The organism is Reyranella sp. GW821-FHT12G01 (assembly GCF_058806575.1).
The window spans coordinates 370,871-394,128 of the sequence record NZ_JBXAPV010000003.1 but is presented as its reverse complement, the minus strand read 5'-3'; the positions used below and the strand labels follow the sequence as shown (position 1 = coordinate 394,128).

At 66.5% G+C, this 23,258-nt stretch carries 20 protein-coding genes and 1 tRNA gene; 11 read left to right on the top strand and 10 right to left on the bottom strand.

The genetic code is table 11. The features are described 5' to 3' along the window. Positions 1–178: 178 nt before the first annotated feature. From AC1RP5_RS26970 to AC1RP5_RS26935, 8 genes are all read left to right on the top strand, one after another. Positions 179–940 (top strand): alpha/beta fold hydrolase, encoded by a 762-nt coding sequence (locus AC1RP5_RS26970; RefSeq protein WP_493115887.1) that lies wholly within the window; start codon positions 179–181, stop codon positions 938–940. Positions 941–1,031: 91 nt separating this feature from the next. Further along, positions 1,032–2,354: an MFS transporter gene (locus tag AC1RP5_RS26965; RefSeq protein WP_493115886.1), complete on the top strand. Its 1,323-nt coding sequence runs from the start codon at positions 1,032–1,034 to the stop codon at positions 2,352–2,354. Positions 2,355–2,372: 18 nt separating this feature from the next. Beyond that, the gene (gene cyoA, locus AC1RP5_RS26960; protein ID WP_493115885.1) at positions 2,373–3,419 is read left to right on the top strand and encodes a ubiquinol oxidase subunit II; all 1,047 of its coding nucleotides are present in this window, start codon (positions 2,373–2,375) and stop codon (positions 3,417–3,419) included. Between the two features lie 16 nt (positions 3,420–3,435). Further along, on the top strand, positions 3,436–5,439 hold the full coding sequence (gene cyoB / locus AC1RP5_RS26955) for a cytochrome o ubiquinol oxidase subunit I (protein ID WP_493115884.1): 2,004 nt from the start codon (positions 3,436–3,438) through the stop codon (positions 5,437–5,439). A 3-nt stretch (positions 5,440–5,442) separates the two neighbouring features. Further along, positions 5,443–6,069 carry a cytochrome o ubiquinol oxidase subunit III gene (gene cyoC / locus AC1RP5_RS26950; protein ID WP_493115883.1) on the top strand — a complete coding sequence of 209 codons (627 nt, stop codon included), beginning with the start codon at positions 5,443–5,445 and terminating at the stop codon, positions 6,067–6,069. Beyond that, entirely contained in the window at positions 6,066–6,497 is a 432-nt protein-coding gene (gene cyoD / locus AC1RP5_RS26945; protein WP_493115882.1) for a cytochrome o ubiquinol oxidase subunit IV, read from the top strand. The genes cyoC and cyoD overlap by 4 nt, the downstream gene beginning before the upstream one ends. Then, positions 6,494–7,234 carry an SURF1 family protein gene (locus tag AC1RP5_RS26940; RefSeq protein ID WP_493115881.1) on the top strand — a complete coding sequence of 247 codons (741 nt, stop codon included), beginning with the start codon at positions 6,494–6,496 and terminating at the stop codon, positions 7,232–7,234. The genes cyoD and AC1RP5_RS26940 overlap by 4 nt, the downstream gene beginning before the upstream one ends. Positions 7,235–7,269: 35 nt before the next feature. Continuing rightward, entirely contained in the window at positions 7,270–9,633 is a 2,364-nt protein-coding gene (locus AC1RP5_RS26935; RefSeq protein ID WP_493115880.1) for a molybdopterin-containing oxidoreductase family protein, read from the top strand. Positions 9,634–9,644: 11 nt separating this feature from the next. On the opposite strand, the gene AC1RP5_RS26930 is transcribed toward AC1RP5_RS26935, so the two are convergent. From AC1RP5_RS26930 to AC1RP5_RS26920, 3 genes are all read right to left on the bottom strand, one after another. Further along, the gene (locus tag AC1RP5_RS26930) at positions 9,645–12,146 is read right to left on the bottom strand and encodes a nidogen-like domain-containing protein (protein ID WP_493115879.1); all 2,502 of its coding nucleotides are present in this window, start codon (positions 12,144–12,146) and stop codon (positions 9,645–9,647) included. Between the two features lie 278 nt (positions 12,147–12,424). Continuing rightward, complete coding sequence (locus AC1RP5_RS26925) at positions 12,425–13,621, bottom strand: iron-containing alcohol dehydrogenase (RefSeq protein ID WP_493115878.1); 1,197 nt, start codon at positions 13,619–13,621, stop codon at positions 12,425–12,427. 122 nt (positions 13,622–13,743) lie between these two features. Continuing rightward, positions 13,744–13,833, bottom strand: a tRNA-Ser gene (locus AC1RP5_RS26920). 120 nt (positions 13,834–13,953) lie between these two features. Here AC1RP5_RS26920 and AC1RP5_RS26915 point away from each other — a divergent pair. Continuing rightward, positions 13,954–14,301: a hypothetical protein gene (locus AC1RP5_RS26915; RefSeq protein WP_493115877.1), complete on the top strand. Its 348-nt coding sequence runs from the start codon at positions 13,954–13,956 to the stop codon at positions 14,299–14,301. A gap of 29 nt (positions 14,302–14,330) precedes the next feature. On the opposite strand, the gene lepA is transcribed toward AC1RP5_RS26915, so the two are convergent. From lepA to rpmI, 5 genes are all read right to left on the bottom strand, one after another. Further along, the gene (lepA, locus tag AC1RP5_RS26910; RefSeq protein ID WP_493115876.1) at positions 14,331–16,133 is read right to left on the bottom strand and encodes a translation elongation factor 4; all 1,803 of its coding nucleotides are present in this window, start codon (positions 16,131–16,133) and stop codon (positions 14,331–14,333) included. A gap of 6 nt (positions 16,134–16,139) precedes the next feature. Continuing rightward, positions 16,140–18,536, bottom strand: a complete 2,397-nt coding sequence (gene pheT, locus AC1RP5_RS26905; protein WP_493115875.1) for a phenylalanine--tRNA ligase subunit beta — start codon at positions 18,534–18,536, stop codon at positions 16,140–16,142. Next, positions 18,533–19,612: a phenylalanine--tRNA ligase subunit alpha gene (gene pheS / locus AC1RP5_RS26900; protein ID WP_493115874.1), complete on the bottom strand. Its 1,080-nt coding sequence runs from the start codon at positions 19,610–19,612 to the stop codon at positions 18,533–18,535. The genes pheT and pheS overlap by 4 nt, the downstream gene beginning before the upstream one ends. 95 nt (positions 19,613–19,707) lie before the next feature. Continuing rightward, a complete protein-coding gene (gene rplT / locus AC1RP5_RS26895; RefSeq protein ID WP_428685987.1) occupies positions 19,708–20,064 on the bottom strand; it encodes a 50S ribosomal protein L20 in 357 nt (118 codons plus the stop codon). A 6-nt stretch (positions 20,065–20,070) separates the two neighbouring features. Beyond that, positions 20,071–20,274, bottom strand: coding sequence for a 50S ribosomal protein L35 (gene rpmI, locus AC1RP5_RS26890; RefSeq protein ID WP_068187876.1), 204 nt, complete (start codon positions 20,272–20,274; stop codon positions 20,071–20,073). 204 nt (positions 20,275–20,478) lie between these two features. On the opposite strand from rpmI, the gene AC1RP5_RS26885 reads away from it, so the two are divergent. Continuing rightward, positions 20,479–21,237: an SDR family NAD(P)-dependent oxidoreductase gene (locus AC1RP5_RS26885; RefSeq protein ID WP_493115873.1), complete on the top strand. Its 759-nt coding sequence runs from the start codon at positions 20,479–20,481 to the stop codon at positions 21,235–21,237. Here AC1RP5_RS26885 and AC1RP5_RS26880 read toward each other — a convergent pair. Both AC1RP5_RS26880 and AC1RP5_RS26875 read right to left on the bottom strand, forming a co-directional pair. Next, positions 21,234–22,061: an alpha/beta hydrolase gene (locus AC1RP5_RS26880; RefSeq protein WP_493115872.1), complete on the bottom strand. Its 828-nt coding sequence runs from the start codon at positions 22,059–22,061 to the stop codon at positions 21,234–21,236. The genes AC1RP5_RS26885 and AC1RP5_RS26880 overlap by 4 nt on opposite strands. Then, positions 22,010–22,318, bottom strand: coding sequence for a hypothetical protein (locus tag AC1RP5_RS26875; protein ID WP_493115871.1), 309 nt, complete (start codon positions 22,316–22,318; stop codon positions 22,010–22,012). Before AC1RP5_RS26875 ends, AC1RP5_RS26880 begins: the two co-directional genes overlap by 52 nt. A gap of 36 nt (positions 22,319–22,354) precedes the next feature. Between AC1RP5_RS26875 and AC1RP5_RS26870 the strand changes: the two genes are divergently transcribed. Beyond that, complete coding sequence (locus tag AC1RP5_RS26870) at positions 22,355–23,254, top strand: hypothetical protein (protein ID WP_493115870.1); 900 nt, start codon at positions 22,355–22,357, stop codon at positions 23,252–23,254. The last annotated feature ends 4 nt before the right edge of the window (positions 23,255–23,258 follow it).

The window sequence follows — 23,258 nt, the reverse complement described above, 5'->3', positions numbered from 1 at the left end:
CTATTTTCCAATGGTTTCGGCGTCCTGGCCACCTCGCCGGTCACATCCCGTCAACATCTGCAACGTATGAAGCGGCCAGCGCGGGCAATTCCCGTGTGGATCGGTCGTTTTTCTGGCTGTTAGATCGGGCCGCAACCATTCGCGCCGGCCAGGGCCCGTCGCTTCAGGGGAGAGTCGTATGCCGTTCTACCAAAGGGGTGACGTCCGCATTCGCTACGAGGAGGCCGGCTCCGGCTTCCCGCTGCTGGTCACGCCCGGGGGCGGCTTGAACTCGCGGATCAGCAATTGGCCGAACGCCGTCATCAACGCGATGGAGGAGTTCAAGGGCGACTTCCGCTGCATCACCATGGACCAGCGCAACGCCAATACCGGCGGCTCCACGGGGCCGGTGCCGACCGAGAACGCCTGGGAGGCGTTCGCCGACGACCAGCTCGGCCTGATGGATCATCTCGGGATTCGCGAGTTCTTCTACATGGGCTACTGCATCGGCGGCTGCTTTGCCGGCAAGCTGCTGCAGCGGGCGCCCGAAAGAGTCGTCGCCGCCGTGTTCTGCCAGACCGTGGGACACCGGCCGGAAGATCCCGATGTGATGGTCCGGCACAGCGAGCAGAACTGGCTGGCGAATTTCCGGGCCGATCGACCCGAGGTGCCGATGGAGACGATCGAGAAGTACCTCCACAGCCTGTGGCGCGTGCAGCCCGACTTCCTCTACAGCGTGCCGCGCGATTTCATCGCCAACTGCCAGACACCGATGCTCGTGCTGCCGGACGACACGTCGTCGCATCCGCTGCCGACATCGATCGACGTTGCGTCGCTGGCCCCGAATGCGGAGATCACGGTGTTCCCCTGGCGCGATCCGCCGGAACTCAAGGCCCGCACGATCAACCGCGTGCGCACGTTCCTCAAAACGCACATGCCGAAGGACACTGCGCTGCGTTGAAGTCGCGCAGGCTGCTCGACTTCGCGTTGTTCGGGTTTTCTTGCACACTAAAACTTGGTAATTATGCGAACCGAGCCACAGGGTCGACACGATGACGTACCCGTCTTCAGAGCCTCTCGAGCGCGACGCACGCCTCGTTTCTTCTGATCACAAGGTGGCCCCGAGTGAGATCGCCATCGGCGTGATCATCGGGCGCGCGGCGGAGTATTTCGATTTCTTCGTCTTCGCGATCGCTTCGGTGGTGGTGTTTCCCAGGGTCTTCTTCCCCTTCGCCGATCCGTTGAGGGGAACCCTCTATGCCTTCGCGATCTTCGCGCTGGCCTTCGTGGCGCGGCCGATCGGGACGGTCCTGTTCACCCGGGTCGACCAGCGGCATGGCCGTGGCGTCAAGCTCACGGCGGCGCTCCTGCTGCTCGGCATCTCGACGATGGCGGTCTCGTTCCTGCCGAGCTACGGCTATATCGGCGCCTGGTCGATCTACCTGCTCTGCATCCTGCGGATCGGGCAGGGGCTGGCGCTCGGCGGCGCCTGGGACGGGCTTGCCTCGCTGCTCGCGCTGAATGCGCCCATCGGACGCCGCGGTCTCTATGCGGCGATCGCGCAACTGGGAGCGCCCCTCGGCTTCACTGTCGCCGCCGTGCTCTTTGCCTTCTTCCTGCTCAATCTGTCGGAAGCCGACTTCCTCGAGTGGGGCTGGCGCTATCCGTTCTTCTGCGCCTTCGCAGTCAATGTCGTGGCGCTGTTCGCGCGCCTGCGACTGGTCGTCACCGAGGAATTCTCGCGGCTTCTCGAGATGGGACGCCTGATACCCACTCCCGTCATGCCGATCGTGCGCACCCAATCACGCGAACTCCTGATCGGCGCGTTGATTCCGCTCGCGAGCTTCGCGTTGTTTCATCTGGTCACGGTGTTTCCGATCAGCTGGATCAACCTCTTCACGCACCGTTCGGTCGGCGAATTCCTGATGATCCAGTGCTCGGGCGCCTTCATCTGCGCCGGCGCGATCGTGGCTTCCGGACTGCTGGCCGACCAGATCGGACGCCGGCGGCTTCTCTTCATCTCGTCGGGCCTGATCGGACTGTTCGCGATCTGCAGTACGATCGCGCCGCTCCTCTTCGAGGAGAACGCCATCGGGCAGACCATCTACGTCAACGCGGGCTTTGCGCTGCTGGGCCTCTCCTACGGACAATCCTCGGGCGCGGTGACGGCGAGGCTCGATCCGCTTTACCGCTACACCGGCGCCGGCCTGACGAGCGATCTCGCCTGGCTGCTGGGCGCGGGCTTCGCGCCGCTGATCGTGCTGGGCCTCTCGGCCGACTACGGCCTTGCTTGCGTGGGGCTCTATCTCCTGTCCGGTGCGGTCACCAGCCTGATAGCGCTCGGCCTGACGCGCTCCGAAGTCCGGCAGGTCTGAGCGATGAGTGCGAAGCGCGTGCCTCTGTTGACCGTCTTGCGAGCCCTCGTCCTGGTGGGCCTGGGCGGCGCTCTTTCCGGCTGCAAGATGGTGCTGCTCGATCCATCCGGCGACGTCGCGTTGCAGCAGCGCAATCTCATCTACGTCGCCACCGCGCTGATGCTGCTGGTGATCGTGCCGGTGATCGTGGCCACCTTCATTTTCGCGCGACGCTACCGGGCCTCCAACCGCGATGCGACCTACGATCCCGACTGGGCCCATTCCACGCAGCTCGAGGTCGTGATCTGGACCGTCCCGCTGCTGATCGTCATGGCGATCGGCGCGATGACCTGGATCAGCACGCACACGCTCGATCCCTACCGGCCGCTGTCACGCCTGGGACCGAACCGGCCGATCCCGCCCGGCGTGAAGCCGCTCGAGGTGCAGGCGGTCGCGCTCGACTGGAAGTGGCTGTTCATCTACCCGGAATACGGCGTCGCGAGCGTCAACGAACTGGTCGCGCCGGTCGACCGGCCGGTCACGTTCCGGATCACCTCATCCTCGGTCTGGAACACGCTCTCCATCCCGGCGATCGCGGGGATGATCTACGCCATGCCCGGCATGGAGACCCAGCTCAACGTGGTCGCCAACAAGGAAGGCGAGTTCAGGGGCCTTTCGGGTCACTACAGCGGCTCCGGCTTCTCGCGCATGAACTTCGCGTTCCGGGCCCTGCCGCAGCAAGGCTTCGACGACTGGGTGGCCAAGACCAAGGCCGCCCAGGACAAGCTCGATCGTAACGCCTACCTGGCTCTCGAACGGCCGAGCGCGGGCAACCCCGTGCAATTGTTCGGATCGGTCGAGGACCGCCTCTTCGAGGCCATCCTCGGCCTGTGCGTCGCGCCGGGACAGATGTGCCTCAGCGAGATGCATCACCTCGATCGCAAGGGCGGCGATGCCCGCAACAGCGAGGCGAACCGCAAGCGACTCCAGTACGACAACCGACGCCTGACGAGCGCCGAACCGCAGGCGAGCCCGACGGCGCCCGGTTCCGCGCCTGCCGCTGCGCCGGCCGGACACCGGCACTGACCGAGACAGGACGCCCATGTTCACCAACATCGACCTCCAGCAGTTCCTGTTAGGCCGTCTCACGCTGCAGGCGATCCCCTACGATCAGCCCATCCTCGTCTGGACCTTCGCGGTGGTCGCGCTGCTGGGCGTGGCGCTTCTCGGCGCTGTCACCTGGTTCGGCCAGTGGGGCTACCTCTGGCGGGAATGGTTCACGACCGTCGATCACAAGAAGATCGGCATCATGTACGTGATCCTGGCCATCATCATGCTGCTGCGCGGCTTCGCCGATGCGGTGATGATGATCACCCAGAAGGCGCTGTCGGTCGGCGCCGCCGAAGGCTACCTGCCGCCGCATCATTACGACCAGATCTTCAGCGCCCACGGCTCGATCATGATCTTCTTCATGGCGATGCCGTTCGTCACCGGCGTGATGAACTACGTCATGCCGCTGCAGATCGGCGCGCGCGACGTGGCCTTCCCGTTCCTGAACAATCTCAGCTTCTGGATGACGGTCGGCGGCGCGGTGCTGACCATGACCTCGCTGTTCGTGGGCGAGTATTCGCAAGCGGGCTGGCTCGGTTTCCCGCCGCTGTCGGGCGCCGACTACAGCCCCGGCGTGGGCGTGGACTACTACCTCTGGGCGCTGCAGATCGCCGGCGTTGGCACGACCTTATCGGCGGTCAATCTCATCGCCACGATCGTCAAGATGCGCGCGCCCGGCATGACCATGATGAAGATGCCGGTCTTCTGCTGGACCACGCTCTGCAGCAACGCGATCATCCTCACAATCTTCCCGGTGCTCACCGCCACGCTCGCGCTGCTGGCGCTCGACCGTTACGTCGGCCTGAAGTTCTTCACCAACGACTTCGGCGGCAACTCGATGCACTACATGAACCTCATCTGGATCTGGGGGCATCCGGAGGTCTATGTGCTCATCCTGCCGGCGTTCGGGATCTACTCCGAGGTCGTCTCGACGTTCTGCGGCAAGCGCCTGTTCGGCTACACGTCGATGGTCTACGCGACGGCGGTCATCGCGCTGCTGTCCTGGCTGGTCTGGCTGCACCATTTCTTCACCATGGGCGCCGGACCGACCGTCAATTCCTTCTTCGGCATTGCCAGCATGATCATCTCGATCCCGACCGGGGCGAAGGTGTTCAACTGGCTGTTCACGATGTATCGCGGGCGCATCCGCTTCGAGCCGGCGTTCCTGTGGGTGCTGGGCTTCATCCCGACCTTCGTGGTCGGCGGACTGACCGGCGTGCTGCTGGCCGTGCCGCCGGCCGACTTCATCCTGCACAACACGCTGTTCCTGGTCGCCCACTTCCACAACGTCATCATCGGCGGCGTCGTGTTCGGCCTGATGGCCGGCGTCCAGTACTGGTTCCCCAAGGCCTTCGGCTACAAGCTCGATCCGTTCTGGGGGAAGATGTCGTTCTGGGGCTGGCTGATCGGCTTCTGGACGGTGTTCACGCCGATCTACGCGGTGGGCCTGATGGGCTACACCCGCCGCACCCAGCACTTCGACGATCCCAGCGTGCAGCCCTACCTGACCGTCGCCGCGATCGGCGTCCTGATCATCGCGTTCGGCATCCTGGCGTTCGTCATTCAGCTTATCGTGAGCTTCTTCCGGCGCGAGCAGCTCCGCGACGTGACCGGCGATCCTTGGAACGGCCGCACGCTCGAATGGTCGACCTCCTCGCCGCCGCCGCCCTACAACTTCGCCTTCACCCCGGTCGTGCACGATCTCGATGCCTGGTCGGACATGAAGAAGCGCGGCTCCGTCCGTCCGGTCAGCGGCTTCAGGCCGATCCACATGCCGAAGAACACCGGCACGGGCGTGGTGCTGGCCGGTTTAAGTACCGCGCTCGGCTTCGCCCTGGTGTGGCACATCTGGTGGATGGTGGCGGTCTGCGCCGTGGCGCTCCTGGTGGTCGCGATCTGGCACACCTTCAATTACGACCGCGATCGCTGGCTGCCGGCCGACGATGTCGCGCGGCTCGAAGCCGTGCGGACGGCCCGCCTGGCGGGAGGAGCCTGAGCCGTGCACGAGAACAGCCCTCCGCCCGGAGCCAGTGCGCCAGTCTTCCACGTCCTCGAAGATCACGCCCATGGCAGTGGCCCGACGCTTTTCGGGTTCTGGCTCTACCTGATGAGCGACTGCCTGCTGTTCGCGGCCCTGTTCGCGACCTACGGCGTGCTCGGCGGCAACTTCGCGGCGGGACCTTCGGGGGCGGATCTCTTCGACCTGCCGCTGGTCGCGCTCAACACCAGCCTGCTGCTGGTCTCCTCGATCACCTACGGCTTCGCCATGCTCGAGATGGCGCGCAACAGAACCGGCTCGACCCTGGCCTGGCTCGCGGTCACCGGCCTGCTGGGCGCGGCCTTCGTCGGCTTCGAGCTCTATGAGTTCACGCACCTGTTCCGCGAAGGCGCGCCGCCGCAGCGCAGCGCCTTCCTGTCGTCCTTCTTCGTGCTGGTGGGTACGCACGGCCTGCATGTCACGTTCGGCATCGTCTGGCTGATCACGCTCATGCTGCAGGTCCGGCGGTTCGGGCTGATCGCCGAGAACCGGCGCCGGCTGATGTGCCTTTCCATGTTCTGGCACTTCCTCGACGTGGTCTGGATCGGCGTGTTCACCTTCGTCTACCTGATGGGGTCGATGCGATGAGCGAGACCAGCGGAACCGCATCCCATCCCGTGCCGGACCCGTCCGGCGCATCGGCTCATGGCGACGCCGAACATCCGATGGGCACGCTGCGCGGCTACCTCACCGGTTTCGTCCTGTCCGTCATCCTGACGGCCATCCCGTTCTGGCTGGTGATGGGCAACGTGCTCGGCGACAAGGTGCTGACCGGCATTGTGATCATGGGCTTCGCGGCCGTGCAGATCATGGTTCACATGGTCTACTTCCTGCACATGAACACCAAGTCGGAAGGCGGCTGGACCGTCATCTCGATGGTGTTCGCGCTCACCCTCGTCGTCGTGACCCTGGCCGGCTCGATTTGGGTCATGTACCACCTCGACCAGAACATGATGCCGATGGCTCCGCACGGGTCGCCAAGTGGGGCGCCAAACGGGACGCCAACGCGGCCGTGACCGGCCGGCGTATCGCAGCGCTGGTCCTGTTCGACCTCGCAGCCATCGCAATCGTCGCCGCGCTGGTGGCGCTGTCGGTCTGGCAACTGCAGCGCCGCACCTGGAAGCTCGATCTGATCGCGCGCATCGAGGCGCGGGTGAACGCACCGGCCGTTCCGGCGCCCCGGCTCGACAGATGGGCGGGCGTCTCCGCCGCGACCGACGAATACAGGCACGTCGATGCGACCGGGCGCTGGCTCGATGCCCGGGCGGTCCTGGTGCAGGCGGTGACGGAGCATGGCGGCGGCTACTGGGTGCTGGCGCCGTTCGGTCGCGACGACGGAACGACGGTCTTCGTCAACCGCGGCTTCGTGCCGTCGGACAAGCGCGATCCGGCCTCCTGGCGGGCCTCGCCCGCACAGACCGAGACCGTGACCGGGTTGCTGCGCCTGAGCGAGCCGCGCGGCACCGTCCTGCAGAGCAACGACCCCGCGGCCGAGCGCTGGTACTCGCGCGATGTCGAGGCGATGGCCCAGGCGCGAGGCCTCAGTGGCGTCGCGCCTTACTTCATCGATGCCGAGCGCAAGCCGGGTGACAGCGGCATCCCGGTGGCCGGGCTGACGGTGGTGACCTTCACCAACAACCATCTGGTCTATGCGATCACCTGGGCGGTCCTGGCCGTGATGGCTGCGGCGGGCGCGATCTTCGTCCATCTCGATGTGCTGAAACGGTCGCGCGGGGTTGCAGCCGCGAGGTGAAAAGGGCCATCGTGACTCCGGACTGGAGAACGTAGATGGCTGAAGCGCAGAAGATTGCGGCCTTTTGCACGCAGTGCCGGTCGCGCTGCGGCTGTGTCGCGATCGTGCAGGATGGGCGCTTGCAGGGGATCGAGCCGTTGCCGGAGCATCCCACGGGCCAGGCGCTCTGCCCCAAGGGACGGGCGGCGCCAGAACTCGTCTATCATCCCGATCGGGTGACGCGTCCGCTGCGTCGCACGCAGCCGAAGGGCGCCGCCGATCCCGGCTGGACGCCGATCAGCTGGGACGAGGCGCTGGCCGAAATCTCCGGCCGACTGTCCGAGATCCGCAAGACGCACGGCGCGGAGCAGGTGGCCTTCTCCGTCACCACGCCGAGCGGTTCGCACATGTCGGATTCGATCTCGTGGGTCGAGCGCTTCATCCGCGCGTACGGCAGCCCGAACACGATCTACGGAACCGAGATCTGCAACTGGCACAAGGATTACGCCTCGCGCTTCACCTACGGCCACGACATCGGCACGCCGGATTTCGCCAACACCGGCTGCGTCGTGCTGTGGGGCAACAATCCCGCGGCCACGTGGCTCGCGCGCCAGGTGGAAATCCTGAAAGGCCTCAAGCGTGGCGCGCGCCTCGTCGTGATCGATCCGCGGCCGACGGCGATGGCAAAGCGCGCGACCCAGTGGCTGCGGGTGCGGCCCGGCACCGACCAGGCCGTCGCCCTCGGTCTGGCGAACCTGCTGATCTCGGGCGGCCGCTTCGACCACGCCTTTGCCGCGACCTGGACGAACGCCAGCCTGCTGGTGCGTTCCGATACCGGCCGCTTCCTGCGCGAGAGCGATCTTCGAGCCGATGGACGGTCCGAGATTCTGTTTTCGCATGCGGGCGATGGCGGCGGCCTGCTGGCCTACAATCCCAAGAGTGGAAGCTGCGATGGCGGAAGTACCCTGCGCTGGCAGGGCATCGTCGAGACGCTGACCGGGCCCGTCCTGTGTCACACCGCGCTGGAGTTGTTCGCGCGGGCCGCTGCGGAGTTTCCGCCGGAGCGTGTCGCCGAAGTGAGTGGCGTCGAGCCCGCCGATCTCGCAAAGGCCGCCGATGTCATCGGGGGCGCGGAGTCGGTTTCCTACTACGCCTGGAATGGCGTCGGGCAGAGCGCCACGGCCACGCAGACCGATCGCGCGATTTCGATACTCTACGCGCTCACCGGCAGCTACGGCCGCAAGGGCGGTAACGTGCCCGGCGGCGCGGCGTCGTTCGTCGATATTTCCGGTCAGGATCTTTTATCCGCGACACAGCGCGGCAAGGCGCTGGGTCTGGCCGAGCGGCCGTTGGGTCCGGGTCTTCAGGGTTGGGTGACGGCGCGCGACGTCTACAAGGCGGTGCTGACGAAGGCGCCCTATCCGGTGCGCATGCTGATGTCGTTCGGCACCAACCTGCTGGTGTCGCAGCCGGACACGGAGACGGCGCGCAAGGCGCTGTCCGCGCTGGAATTCCACGTCCATGCCGACTTCTTCATCAACGCGACGGCGCGCTACGCCGACATCATCCTGCCCGCCGCGACCTCGTGGGAGCGGGAAGGGCTGCGCACCGGCTTCGACGGCAGCCTCGACGGGCTGCGGCACGTCCAGCTGCGGCCGCCCGTCGTCGCACCGGTCGGCGAGGCGCGCTCCGACACTGACATCGTGATGGGGCTCGCGGCGGGGCTGGGCCTCGGTGACCGGATGTTCGATCTCGACGCCGACCGTGGCCACGATGCGGCCCTGGCCAAGACCGGATTGACGGTCGAGATGCTGCGCGGCTCTCCGGCGGGCATCGTCGTCGAGGGAAAGGCGCAGCTCGATGCCCAGTCGATCGTGCAGGACGGCCGTCCGCGCGGCTATCCGACCCCGACCGGGAAGATCGAGATCTATTCCGAGCGGCTGATGCTCTCCGGCTATCGGCCGATCCCGAGCCTCGGCGCCGACGATCTCGCGCCGGCCGAAGCAGGCTATCCGTTGCGCCTCGGCAGCGCCAAGAGCGTCGCCTACTGCCACAGCCAGCATCGCAACATCGCCTCGCTGCGCCGGCTGCTGCCCGATCCGATCGTGGAGATGTCGCCGGTCGATGCCACCGCCCGTTCCATCGTGCAAGGTGACTGGGTCAGCATCAGGACGCAGAGCGGCAACGTAGTCGCCCGCGCCGCCATCGTGCCGGGCCTCGCCTCAGGCGCCGTGTTCGGCCAGCACGGCTGGTGGGTCGAGGGCGGCGAAGGCACGCCGTACGATCGCAGCCATCCCTTGGCCGCGAACCTGAACGGCGCCATCGGCACCGACCGGGCCGATCCCGTCAGCGGCTCGATTCCGCTGCGCTGCTCGTGGTGCGAGATCGAAAAGATATCGGGCGCGCCGTCCCCGGGGTGACGGCGTCGACCTCAGGTAAACAGGATGTCGCCGATCGCAACGGCATGGGGTCCGACGAGGGCAATGGCCAGGTCGGTGGCGGCATTGAACTGGCCCGCGGTGTGCTCGACGTAAACGCTCGTGGAGGCTCCGTCCGACTGGATCAGGACATGGGACGCGTCGGTGGCGAGCGCCCGGAAGTCGAGCTTGCTCACGCCCGAGACAAAATCGCCGATCGTGTCGTAGCCGGTGACGAGGTTGCTGTCGGCATAGCTGGAGAAGACGAAGACGTCGGCGCCGCCACGGCCCCAGAGCACGTCCGCGCCGGCACCGCCCGTCAGCCTGTTGGCGTCTGCGTTGCCCACCAGCGTGTCGGCGTTCGAGCCGCCGATGAGATTCTCGATCGAGTTCATCTCGTCGGTCAGCACGCCGTTGACCCAGCCCGCCTGGACGCCGAGGTCGGCATAGACCACGCCCGTGGTGGTGGCGTACGAGGCGGTGTCGCTGCCTTCGCCGCCCCACAGCTGGTTGGTGCTGCCCGACGGGACCGCGCCGCCGATCAGGATGTCGTCGCCGCCCTGGCCGTACAGATAGTCGATGCCGGAGCCGCCGGTCAGCACATTGGCGTCGCCATCTCCGACCAGCGTGTTGGTGCCCGACCCACCGGTCAGGTTCTCGATCGAGTTCATCGTGTCGACCAGCACGCCGTTGACGTAGCCGGCCAGCGCCGCGATGTCGGCATAGACCGTTCCGGTCGTGCCGACATACGAGGCGGTATCGGTGCCGTCGCCGCCCCAGAGCTGGTTCGGCGCAGCGCCGGCGGCGCCGCCGATCAGGATGTCGTCGCCGCCCTGGCCATAGAGGTAATCGGTGTTGTCACCGCCGCTCAGGATGTTGTGGCCCGAGTTGCCGATCAGGATGTTGCTCAGGTCGTTGCCGGTGCCGTTGACGTCGTCGGTCCCGATCAGGACCAGGTTCGAGACATAGAGCGGCAGCGTGTAGCTCGCGCTGGTCAGGACCAGATCGGGATGCTCGTCGTTGCGGATGACGCCGGTGGCCGACGCCGTGTCGATGACGGTGCCTTCGCTGGCATCGGACAGGGTGACGACGAAGCTCTCGTCCCGTTCGACCAGCGTCTCGCCCAGGACCCAGACGGTGATGGTCTTGGAGCTTTCCCCGGCGGCGAAGGTGACGTGACCCGACGGCATCTCGCCGCCGTAGAGCGAGAATTGCGGGTCAGCGGCATCGCCGTCGGACGGGATCTGGTTGAAGAAGACGCCAAGATCGGAAGCGGTCTGGGACAGGAGGTTGGCGGAGTCCAGAAGCTCGTCGAAGGGAATGAAATCGGCGTCGAAGACGTCGGATCCGCTGACGGCCCAGTGCACGCTGCTGGTGGTGCTGAGGTCGCCGGTGCGGGTGACGGTGAAGGTGAAGGGCGTCGCGCCCATGTCGCCTTCGGCCTTGTCCGCGCTGGCGGCGGCGATCGACAGCGTCGTTGTCACGATGTCGTCGTTGACGATCGTGCCCGTCGCGCTGCTGCCGAGGATCAACGCGCCCTCCGACGGATCGGACAGGGTGACGGTGAAGGTCTCGTTGCCCTCGACGACCGAATCGCCGATGACCTCGACGAGGATGTTCTGCTGCGTCTGCCCGGGCTCGAAGGTGAGGGTGCCGCTCTGGGCGACATAATCCTGGCCGGCGAGGGCGGTGCCGTTCGCCGTCGTGTAGTGGACGGTGACAGTCGAGCTGGACGGCGCGGTCAGGAAGACCGGAATGCTCACATAGTTGGGCTCGCCGCCGTTGCCCTCGTCGACCGAGGCGTCGCCGACGCTGACGCTGACCGTCGGCACACCGTTGCGCACCGAGAAGATGTAGGTGCCCGGGACGCCGACGTTACTTGCGCCTTCCAGCGCGAGCAGCGCCGCCTGGTTGCCCGATTGCGGCAACTCGAAATAGTCCTCGCCGTTGCCGGCGCTGTAGCCCGCCCGGGCCGGCGTGCCACCGAGGCCATTGCTGCCGCCGGACGAGTTGCCGGTCGTCCAGTCGATGTTCTCGTACCGGAAGGTGATGTCGAAATCGCCGTCCGAGTTGATCTCGTGGATGCTGAGCTGGAAGGCGTTCAGCTTGTTGGTCTGGCTGTTGTAGTAGCCGACATCGTCCCAGGTGGCGGTGAAGGTGTGGGTGACGGGATCGAGGTCGTACCAGAGCAGGTTGCTGCCGGTCGACGTGCCGCCGGACGTCGCCGTGACCGCGCCGCCGCGCGTGTCGATGTCGGCCCAGTAGGCGGCGATGATGGGATTGCTGGTCGATCCGGTGATCGAGCTCGGCGTGAAGCTGCTGGTGGCCGCGTTGAAGGTCACGCTGCCGTTATTGTTGAGGTAGAAGCCGGTGTAGTAGTGGCCGAAGAAGTTGATGCCTTGCGCGCCGAAGATCGGGGTAAGGTCGATGAAGGCCGTCGACCCGTCGTCGTTGCGCGAGAGCGAGAACTCGCCGAAGCCGGCGGTGCCGCCCAGATTATTGACCAGCGACGTCATGACGGCCCCCCAAATGGCCTGCCTGGACCCGTCTCACGGGTCCGCACGATTTGCTGTCGTCGGATTGTTCCACCCCGCCGCACAACCTAATAGCAGGGGCACCGGATGGCAACGAAACCGCCCGACCATGGCGCCTGACGGTTTCGTGAGTTCCTGGCCTTCACTGCAAGTCTCGACCGCGAATTTGCAGTCGAAAACAGGCAATTTTACGAGCCTGAGGCCACTCGGTTCAGTTGCATACCGAGTGACTGTCGCGTCGGCGACGCCCTGCCGGTCGGTCAGTAAGCGGCCTCCAGCAGCCGCTGGGCCGCGGCAATGCGCTCGCTGTCGGAGCGAACGCCTGCGTTGGCGTTGAAGTTCTTCACCGTCTGCCCGGCAATGAGGGCAAGCGCCGATCGCGGGATATTCATTTCGCTGAGACGAATCGGCATCCCAACGCTGCGGTACAGTCGTTCCAGCTCATCGGCGATGGCGAGCTTGATCGGCTTGGAGCCATGATTGAGACCGAGCGCTTCGGCGACGACCTGCGCCTCGGCCGCATCGCCACTCTCTGACAGTCGGATCTTGGTGGCGTGGATGGTGGAGATCGACTCGCCCTGACCGACATGCGGGAACTCGACATGCAAGGCGGTGGAAACGGCGTAGTCGCCGCCAAAGGCGGAACTGGCGCCCATGCGGGCTCCATCGTCCTCGGCACGGTTCTGCAGGAATGCCGCGACGCAGAGATCGGCACGCGAGGCGGCATCGTCGCGGTTCTGGGCAAGGGCCGAATAGGCGCGCAAGGCGAGGCGGAAAGCCTGAAGGCGATCGCCTTCGACCAGTGGATTGGATTCGGCAGCGGCGATCGCTCCGACAGCGCTGGAGAAGACGGTGGTGGCGGTCGAACGGTGCGAGGCGGAGGGTGTCGTCATCAGGACCTCGTGGTCCAGCAGGATGGCCTGCGGCCGGGTCTTGGGGTCGAAGAACTCCATCCGATGATCCAGGTCGGCATTCTTCAGTCCCGTTCCGGCGCGATTCATGGCGCTGGTGGGCGTGGTCGGGATGTTGACGATGGGAATCTTCGGCGCGTTCAGGCGCGGGCTGTAGGCCGGCTTTCCGGCCGGGTACTGCGTCATGAGCTCGAAGGGATCGCGGTCTTCTCCGAGGAAGATGGCGACGGCACGCGTGGCGACCAGCACGCTTCCGCCACCGACCGCGACAAGAAGATCGGCATTGGCCTCGCGGGCGGCATCCCTGGCGGCGCAGACGTTGGGGTAGGGGCAATCCTTTTCGATCTGATCGAAGACGCCGGCGAAGGTCGACCCCAGAGCCTTTTCAATGCGGTCGACGATGTCGGTTCGCCGCTTGATGGACGGTGAGCAGACGACGAACACGCGCTTGGCGCCGGCACGAGCCGCGACCTCCTGGAGGGATTTCTCAAGGACGTTCGATCCGCAGTACAGACGCCAGTTATGGCCCGAGGCACGAAAGCTCACTCGATCTCTCCTGATATTGAGAGTGCACTTATAGCCTTTGCCTTGATCGTGCGCTGGCTTAGCTCGTTGGTGGATGCCGCCAGGGAAAATGGGCCGGTTCGTCGGCCGTTTTCTTCGAGCAATGGCGGACAGGGCGGGATTCGAACCCGCGGTGGCTGTTACACCACGCACGCTTTCCAAGCGTGTGCCTTAAACCGCTCGGCCACCTGTCCGGGAAGCGCGGTCGGCCGCTCTTATACATCGGTGGATGGTTTGGGCAACGTCCTTCCCCGGTCCCGCCGGCTTGGCTACGGTCACCCCGTGCTTGACCGGAGCTTGGGGGAGTAATGGTCGTGTTTCGTACCCTGGGCTGGCTTCTTCTGGCCCTGGCTGTCGCAGTGATCGTGCATGACCTGCTCACCTGGTGGTCCGAGGGCAGCTACCCCTTCTCGACCCTGGGGAGCCTATGGTCGCACCTCGATCCCACATCGCTCGGCAACACACAGAATTCGGTGCGTCGGCCCCTGTCGGGCGCCCTGTGGACCTGGCTGATGCGGCCGTTGCTCACCGTGCCGGCCGTCCCGGCGTGCCTCGTGCTGGGCATCGTCCTGGTCTGGCTCGGCCGCCGCGACAGCGGCCGGTCGGACTCCGGCTTCCTCGCGGGCTCGCGTCCCCGCCGCCGGCGCGGCGGGCTTTCCTGAGCCTGGCCTGACCTCGGCCTGATCCGGGCCTAGCGGCTGTCCATCTTGAGGGCGGCGATGAAGGCCGACTGCGGGATCTCGACCTCGCCGATCTGCCGCATGCGCTTCTTGCCCTTCTTCTGCTTCTCCAGGAGCTTCTTCTTGCGGCTGATGTCGCCGCCGTAGCACTTGGCCAGCACATCCTTGCGCATCGGGCTGATGGTCTCGCGGGCGATCACCCGGCCGCCGATCGCGGCCTGGATGGCGATCTTGAAGAGCTGGCGCGGAATCAGGTCCTTCAGCCGCTCGCAGAGCTGGCGGCCGCGGCTCTCGGCGGCGTTCTTGTGCACGATCATCGACAGCGCATCGACCGGCTCGGCGTTCACCAGGATGGCGAGCTTCACCAGCTCGCTCTCCTCGTAGCCGTCCATCTCGTAGTCGAAGCTCGCATAGCCGCGCGTCATCGACTTCAGCCGGTCGTAGAAGTCGAACACGACCTCGTTCAGCGGCAGGCGATAGACCGCCATGGCGCGCGTGCCGGCATAGGTGAGCTCGATCTGCTGGCCGCGACGATCCTGGCAGAGCGTCAGCACCGAACCGAGATGCTCGTCGGGCGTGATGATCGTGGCCTTGATCCACGGCTCCTGCATCGACTCGATCTTCATCGGGTCGGGGTAGTCGGCTGGATTGTGCAGTTCCATCGCCGTGCCGTCGACCATCGCGACCTTGTAGACGACCGACGGGGCGGTCGTGACGAGGTCGAGATTGAACTCGCGTTCCAGCCGCTCCTGCACGATCTCGAGATGCAGGAGACCCAGGAAGCCGCAGCGGAAGCCGAAGCCAAGGGCTGCACTGGTCTCGGCCTCGAAATGGAACGAAGAATCGTTCAGGCGCAGCTTGGACAGCGATTCGCGCAGCGTCTCGAACTCGGCGGCGTCGGCCGGGAACAGGCCGCAGAACACCACCGGGACGCTCGGCTTGAAGCCCGACAGCATCTCCGAGGCGGGTTTGCGGTCGTCGGTGATCGTGTCGCCGACCTTGCAGTCCGCGATGGTCTTGATGCCGGCGATGATGAAGCCGATCTCGCCCGGGCCGAGCTCGGCCACGTCGGTCGCCTTGGGCGCGAAGATGCCGACCTTGTCGAGGTCGTAGGCCGCGGCGGCGGCCATCATGCGGATCTTCATACCCCGGCGCAGGACGCCGTCCTGCACGCGCACTAGGGTCACGACGCCGAGGTACGGGTCGTACCAGCTGTCGACCAGCAGCGCCTTCAGCGGCGCGTCGCGCTCGCCCTTGGGCGCCGGCAGGCGCTTCACCATGGCTTCGAGCAGGTCGTCGATGCCGAGGCCGGTCTTGGCCGAGACCTTCACCGCCTCCGACGTGTCGATGCCGACCACGTCCTCGATCTCGCGACAGACCCGCTCGGGCTCGGCCGAAGGCAGGTCGATCTTGTTCAGGACCGGGATGATCTCGTGGTTGGCGTCGATCGCGTGATAGGCGTTGGCCAGGGTCTGCGCCTCGACACCCTGCGAGGCATCGACCACCAGCAGCGAGCCCTCGCAGGCCGCCAGCGACCGGCTGACTTCGTAGGCGAAGTCGACGTGTCCGGGCGTGTCCATCAGGTTCAGGATGTAGGTCTTGCCGTCGTGCGCCTTGTAGTTCAGGCGGACGGTCTGTGCCTTGATGGTGATGCCGCGCTCGCGCTCGATGTCCATCGAATCGAGCATCTGGTCGTGGAACTCGCGCTCCGTCACCGCCCCGCAGGCCAGCAGCAGGCGATCGGCCAGCGTGCTCTTGCCATGGTCGATATGGGCGATGATCGAGAAGTTACGGATCAACGACAGGTCGGTCATTTCACTCTAACCACGCAACACGGCGCCCGTGGCTTTCACCACCTGGGCCACGATCTTATCGGAAACCGCCTCGATCTCCGCATCGGTCAAGGTACGCTCGACCGGTTGCAGGGTGACGGCGATGGCCAGCGACTTCTTGCCCTCGGGCACGCCCTTGCCGGCGTAGAGGTCGAACACGCGGGCAGCCGTAATCAGCGCCTTATCGGCGTTGCGCGCGGCGCGCACCAGCTTGTCGGCCTCGACGCCCGCATCCACCAGGAAGGCGAAGTCGCGCTCAAGCGGCTGGAAAGCCGACAGGACGAGCTTCGGCCGCGCCTTGGTGGCCTTCGCCTTGGGCAGCGGCGGCGCATCGAGGAACACTTCGAAGGCAGTGACCGGACCCTTGAGGTCGGCGCCGGCCACGATCTCCGGATGCAGCTCGCCGAAATAGGCCATCACGCGATCACCGAGCTTGAGCGCGCCGGAACGGCCGGGGTGATACCAGTCTGGGGCGCCGGCCTGCGCCGACAGCGTGTCGGGCGCACCGATGGCGGCCAGCACGGCCAGCGCATCGGCCTTGGCGTCGAAGGCGTCGACGGTGCGTGCAGGTCCGGCCCAGTTGCGCGGCACCGCCATGTGATGGCGGATGCCGGCCGCGACAGTGCGCTGGCCCTGCGGTGTCGCATCCTTGTACTGCGGGCCGACCTCGAACAGCGCCGGATCGGACAGGCCGCGCGCCTCGTTGCGCGAGGCCGCGTCGATCAGGTTGGGCAGGATCGACGGGCGCATCGTGTCGAGCGTCGCGTCGATCGAGTTGAGCAGGCGCACGTCGGCACCGCCGCCGCCGAAACGCTCGGCCTTCTTGAACGGCAGGAACGACCAGGTGACGGCCTCGTTCAGGCCGCGCGCGGCCAGAGCCCGGCGCGCCTGCGGTGTGCGCCGCTGCATGGCGTCACGCACCGGCCGTGACGTCGCCGAGAGGCGCGGCAGCGAGGTGGTCGGGATGTTGTCGAAGCCGAACACGCGCGTGACTTCCTCGACGAGATCCGCCTCGCCCACGATGTCGGGACGCCACGACGGCACGGCGGCGGTCCACGGGCCGCTGCCGCTCACGGCGAAGCCGAGCTTCTTCAGGATGGAGGCGGTCTCCGTTCCCGGTACGTCGATACCGGTCAGCGTCTTCACGCGATCGGCGCGCAAGTCGAAGCTGCGCTGCCAGGCCGGCATCACGCCGCTCGACACCAGCTCGCTGCATTCACCGCCGCAGAGTTCGAGGATCAGGCGCGTCGCCACCTCGGCGCCCCACCAGCAGGATTCCGGATCGATGCCGCGCTCGTTGCGGTAACGCGCATCGGACAGGATGCCGAGCTTGCGGCCCGACGCGGCGATGCCGATCGGCTGGAAGTAGGCGGCTTCGAGGAACACCTCGGTGGTGGTCTCCTGAACGCCAGTCTCCTCGCCGCCCATGATGCCGCCGATGCCATGCACCGCCTTCGAATCGGCGATCACCGAAACCGCGGGATCAAGCGTGTAGGTCTTGCCGTCGAGCGCCAGGATCTGCTCGCCCTCGCGCGCCTGGCGCATGACGAGGTCGCCGGAGAGCTTGGCGGCGTCGAACACGTGCAGCGGGCGATTGAGGTCGAAGGTCACGAGGTTGGTGATGTCGACCAGGATCGAGATCGGGCGCAGGCCGATCGCCTTCAGGCGGCGCTGCAGCCAATCGGGCGAGGGGCCGTTCTTCACGCCGCGGAAATGGCGGCCGACCACGATGGCGCAGGGGCTGTCGGGCTTGGCCTCGTAGCCGTGCGTCCACTTGATCGGGCTCTTGTAGACGCCGGCGATCTTGTCCGTCTTCACCGGCTTCAGGGTGCCGAGGCCCGCGGCGGCGAGGTCGCGCGCGATGCCGTGCACGCCCAGGCAATCGCCGCGGTTCGGCGTCACCTTGATCTCGATCACTGCGTCGTCGAGGCCAAGCGCCTCGGCCGCTGGAATGCCGGTCACGGTCTCGGCCGGCAGGTCGATGATGCCGCTATGGTCGTCGCCGAGCTGCAGCTCCCGCGAGGAGCAGAGCATGCCGTTCGACTCCTCGCCGCGGATCTTGCCGACCTTGAGGTGCAGGTCGGTGCCGGGAATGTAGCTGCCCGGCGGCGCGAAGATGCCCTTCATGCCGGTGCGCGCGTTGGGCGCGCCGCACACGACCTGGACGATGCCGGCACCGGTATCGACCTTGCAGACCCGGAGACGGTCGGCGTTGGGATGCTGCACCGCTTCGACCACGTAGCCGACGACGAAGCCTTTCAGCGCTTCGGCTGGATCGGTGATGCCCTCGACCTCGAGGCCGAGCATGGTCAGCGCGTCGCGCAGCTGCACGAGCGTCGCGTCGGTGTCGAGATGCTCCTTGAGCCAGGACAAAGTGAACTTCATCGCACGGCCTCCAGAGCCGAGAAGCCGTAGTGGCGCAGCCAGCGCAGGTCGGCGTCGAAGAAGGCGCGCAGGTCGGGGATGCCGTACTTCAGCATGGCGATGCGATCGATGCCCATGCCGAAGGCGAAGCCCTGATAGACGGCGGGATCGAGGCCGCAATTGGCGATCACGTTGGGATGCACCATGCCGGAGCCCAGGATTTCCAGCCACGAATCGCCGGCGCCGATCTTCAGCTCGCCGCCCTTCCACGAGCAGCCGATATCGACCTCGGCCGACGGTTCGGTGAACGGGAAGTAGGAGGGGCGGAAGCGCAGCGGCAGGTCGTCGACCTCGAAGAAGGCGCGGCAGAAATCAACCAGGCAGCCCTTGAGATGGCCCATGTGCGTCGTGCGATCGATCACCAGGCCTTCGACCTGGTGGAACATCGGCGTGTGCGTGGCGTCGCTGTCGATGCGGAAGGTGCGGCCGGGCACGATGATGCGGAGCGACCCGCCGTCGGCCAGCCGCTTCTGCACATCCTTGTTCAGCATGGTGCGCGCCTGCACCGGCGAGGTGTGGGTGCGCAGCACCATCGGCGTGCCGTCGGCGCGCGTCGGCAGATAGAACGTGTCCTGCATCTGGCGCGCAGGATGATCCGGCGGGATGTTGAGGGCGGTGAAGTTGTGCCAGTCGTCCTCGATGTCGGGACCGTCGGCCCAGGTGAAGCCCATCTCGCCGAAGATCGCGCCGACCTCGTCCATCACCTGGCCGATCGGATGCAGCGAGCCTTCCGCGACGGGGCGCACGGGCAGCGAGACGTCGATCTTCTCCGACGCGAGCCTGGCTTCGAGCGCCGAGGCGCTGAGCGATCCCTTGCGGGCTTCAAGCGCGGCTTCGATCTCGCCCTTGAGCTGGTTCACCCGCGCGCCGAATTCCTTGCGCTGTTCCGGGGCGAGTGCGCCCAGCGTCTTCATCAGGCCGCTGACGGTGCCCTTCTTGCCGAGCGCCGCCACGCGGGCGGCCTCCAGGGCGCCGAGATCGGCGGCGGCCTGCACGGCGTCGAGCGCCTCGCTGCGAATCGTCGAAAGATCGTCCATCTTTCCCACTCTCGAAACCGAACACGAAAAAAGGGAGCCTGTGGTCCAGGCTCCCTCTTTGCGATGTCTGTCAGCCGCGCGTTACGCGCAGAAGACTACTTGAGGGCGGCCTGGGCCTGATCGACCAAAGCCTTAAACGCTGCCGGCTCACGCGTGGCGAGATCGGCCATGACCTTGCGGTCCATCTCGATCCCGGCCTTGATGATGCCGTTCATGAACTGCGAGTAGGTCATGCCATGCTCACGGGTCGCAGCGTTGATGCGCTGGATCCAGAGGCCACGGAACGCGCGCTTCTTGTTGCGGCGGTCGCGGTAGGCATATTGCAGGCCCTTCTCGACCTTCTCGATGGCGACGCGGAACGCCGCATTCGAACGGCCGCGATAGCCCTTCGCGAGCTTGAGAACCTTCTTGTGACGAGCGTGTGCAGCCACGCCCCGCTTAACGCGTGCCATGGTCTACTACCTCTCGTACGGGAAGAAATTGCGCTTCAGGATGCGGGTATCGGGCTCGGACACGATGGCCATGCCGGTCGCCTGACGGAGGAAGCGGTTGCCCCGCTTGCTCATGCCGTGGCGCTTGCCCACGACCCCATGCTTTGCCTTGCCGGACGCGGTGAAGCGAAAACGCTTCTTGGCCGCGCTCTTGGTCTTCATCTTGGGCATTTTTGTTCCTTTTCAAAGGGTTAGCGCTTGCGCGCCGGTCCCGGCCCCCTGTGAAACAGACGACCGGAAAGTCCTTACAAAGCAGCCGAGGCAATGCCCTTATTGGCCAAGCCACTCGAAGGAACGGGGCTTATACAGAGACGGCCCAGTCCGTGCAAGCATACCGGGACGGGGCCAAATGGCCTTCCGACGGGGGATTTTCGCATGAAATTGGCAGGCAAGGTGGCTTTGGTGACCGGGGCCCAGCAGGGCATCGGGGCGGCGATCGCCCGGGCGCTAGCGGGCGAGGGGGCGAACGTGGCCGTGAGCTGGCTCGACGACCGGGCCGGCGCCGAGGCGGTGGCGCGCGACATCGCCCAGGTCGGCCGGCAGGCCTACCTGCTGAAGGCCGACGTCTCGAAGGTCTCCGAGATCGAGGCGATGGTCGCCGAGACGGTGAAGGTGCTGGGGCCGCCCGACATCCTGGTGAACAATGCCGGCGTCTATCCGCGGGTGCCGCTGCTCGAGATGCGCGAGAGCGACTGGGACTACCTGATGGACATCAACCTGAAGGCCGGCTGCTTCGCCGCCATCGCCGTCGCCCGGGCGCTGATCGCCGCCGGCAAAATGGGTGGCTCGATCATCAACCTGTCCTCGCAGTCGGTGCGCGGCGCGGTGCGCGGCGTGCACTACAGCGCGAGCAAGGGCGGCGTGGTCTCGATGACGCGGGCGATGGCCCTCGAACTCGCGCCCCACGGCATCCGGGTCAACGCCATCGCGCCGGGCACCACCGACACCGCCCAGCCGCACTACGGCAACACCCACGCCGAACTGGTCGAGATGGCGCGCGCCAACATCCCGCTGGGCGGCAAGCTGCTTGCGCCCGAGCAGATCGCGCGCACGGCGGTCTTCCTCGCGTCGGACGATTCGGACGCCACCACGGGCCAGGTGCTGCACGTGAACGGCGGGTCGTACATGCCCTAGCAGGGCGGTTGCTTCTCGCCTGTCTGGATGAAGGTCGCGAAGCAGGCGCCGAACTTGCGCACGAAGGCGGAGTCGGAGCCGGCGCCGTGGCCCTTGAAGCCGTCGGGCGCGTCGATGATGTCAGCGTCGACGCCGTTTTTGGCCAGGATCGAGCGGGCATCGTTCATGCGGCCGCCGACATCGTAGGGATCGTCGGCGAAGTTCACGACGATGAGGCGCGGACCGCGCTTGATGCCTTCGAGCACGTACTGCCATTCCGAACGGGCGCGCGTCAGGTCGTGCATCTTGTCGATCTTGCCGTGATGGGCGGCCGCGATCGAGATGACGCCGTCGGCCGCCGCGCCGCGCTGCAGGGCGGCCAGCGACACCCAGGCGCCCGCCGACTGGCCGGCCAGGATGACGCGCCGGTAGCCCATGGCCTTCGCCTTGTTGACGGCGTCGGCCAGCGCCGTGGCGTCGCTCGCCCAGTCGGTGATCCATTCGCGGTCGAAGCGGTAGAGGTCGTAGCCCAGGCGCGTGAACTGGCCGATCCACGATTGCGGCGCGCTCTCGGTGGAGTTCTTGCCGGCCATGTAGCCGTGGCTCCACACGACCAGGCCGGTGGCGAGCTGGGGCCCGCGCATCGACCAGTAGGGCTGCGGCCGCAGCCGGCCGATATCGACCGCGCCGACCGAACGGGCGGGCACGAGCTCGCGCCAGTCGTGGCCGGTCACGGTGTAGTTGTTGACGATGTGGAGCTTGCAGTCCTCCTTGGCGCGCTCCTGGCAGCGTTTTAGCGCGGCGGCGATCGCCAGGCTGGGATCGGGCCGCTGGCGCCCGCCCACCAGCTTGCCCGCCCGTCCGGCGCCACGACGAAGGCGCGGTGCGGCCCGAAACTCAGGAAGTCGGAGAAGGTGCGGGCGGCCTCGCTGCCGGGCGTCGCCTGCGGGGGCGGTACCGGTGTGGCGGCGGGCTTGGGAGCCGCCGGCGGGATCATCGGCGGCGGCGCCTGAGGTGCCACTTGAGGGGACGTTTGCGCGACGGCGGAGCCGGCCGCCGCGACGACGACCGCAACGATGAGGGCCTTGATGCGTTGTCTCACGGGCGAAATCTACCATCCCACCGGGATTCGAACACGATGAAGACTGTAGCGATCGTCCTTCTGGCTGTCCTCGCTGCGGCCCCCCTGCAAGCTCAGGCTCAGCCACAGGTCCAGTCGCTGGCACCCCAGCCGGCTTCGCCCTCCACGCTCAAATTCGATCCGCCGGCCGCGCCGCCGGCCAATGCCCAGGCGGCCGCCCTGCCGCTCACCGCGCTCTCCAGCTCCGACAAGGTGCGGGACAATCCGGGGATGCAGTACCTGTTGATGAAGACGGTGGTCGCGCAGTCGATCGGCGTTCAGAAGACGCGTGCGCTTCCCGTCGAGGCGGGCGGTTACAATCTCCTCAAATACTGCTGGACGCCGGAGAACGTGCTGGGCGGCTGGGGCGAGAGTTCGGGCCTCACCGGCGAGATGGCGGTGCGTGCGCTCGAGACCCAGTCGTGGTCGCGCGATCTCGCGAGGGCGGGCTATCCCGAGGCGCCGGTGGCGGAAGCGATCGGCCGTTATGAGGCGGCGCTGGTGGCCGCCAGCTTCGCCAACGCCGCCCGCACGCGCGCGCTCGATGCGCTGCGCGCTGAACTCGAAGGCCTGCAGTTGCGCACGCCGGGATCGTCGGAGATCGTCGCCCGCTATCGCTGCAACCAGCAGCCTTCGTCATTTGCGCTCAAGGTCGCGACGGCGCCGGAAGGCGGGCTCGCCCGCTTCATTCCCTACGTGCTGCACCAGTTCTGCCTCGCGCAGCAGATCGATCCCGCGGACGCGGTGCGGTGCGACTACTGGCAGACGGTGAAAGGCGAGGGGCCGATGTCGTTCGCCGCCGAGACGGTCTTCAGCGTGACCTGGCCGGAGAACCTCGTGACGACGGGGCGTTTCAACCCCGATGAGCAGCGCACCGCCGGAACGGTGACCCTGCGGCAGCGGCCCCAGAAGAAATAGGGGC